We start from the raw sequence: 530 nt of genomic DNA on the forward strand, positions 1-530 counted from the left end.
ATCCAGTTATGACAGCTATCTGGCTGGCTCTGAACTAACGCCCGAGGATGTAGGTGCGGCGTTTTCATTCGGCTTTGCCGCTATCTTGGTGAGCTGCTATTTCGCGGCCTATCCGGTAGGCATTGCCAAACGTTTAATTAACAAACTTTAGAAGGAAACTCTCTTATGGAAACTATTTTTGCAGCGGTTGATATGGCAGGTGTAGCGACGTCAGTAACCGCGATTGGTGTGGCGATTGTCGGTGTGGCCATGGGGATGATAGGTATCACGCTCGCGAAACGCGCCGTTAACAAAGCGTAATGCTGCCCCTTCTGCATGACCTGACGCTCACGCTCTGGTCACTCATTGGTGCTATCGCAGCGTATGCGGTTATGCAGGGATGGCGCTAAAGTTCTGACTCTTTGGGCGGCTTCGGCTGCCCTTTTTTTTGGCTGAACCATGAATAGATTCATTTTAATTCTGTTTGTTGCTCTGGTTGGTTTGCTTCCCTTTTTACCAATTAAGGCCCATGCGGTGATGTATTACTTTAG

1 protein-coding gene is annotated in these 530 nt (G+C 48.9%); it reads left to right on the plus strand.

Annotation, left to right across the window (positions count from 1 at the left end; translation table 11 throughout):
• Nucleotides 1–165: 165 nt before the first annotated feature.
• The gene (locus tag R0J87_RS18455; protein WP_498887992.1) at nucleotides 166–300 is read left to right on the plus strand and encodes a hypothetical protein; all 135 of its coding nucleotides are present in this window, start codon (nucleotides 166–168) and stop codon (nucleotides 298–300) included.
• Nucleotides 301–530: the final 230 nt, after the last annotated feature.

This window comes from Halomonas sp. SIMBA_159 (genome assembly GCF_046536035.1).
In the GTDB taxonomy this organism is placed as follows: Bacteria; Pseudomonadota; Gammaproteobacteria; order Pseudomonadales; family Halomonadaceae; genus Vreelandella; species Vreelandella venusta_A.

Coding starts and splice junctions, on each gene's coding strand:
- R0J87_RS18455 (WP_498887992.1), top strand. CDS start 166: ATGGAAACTATTTTTGCAGCGGTTGATATGGCAGGTGTAGCGACGTCA.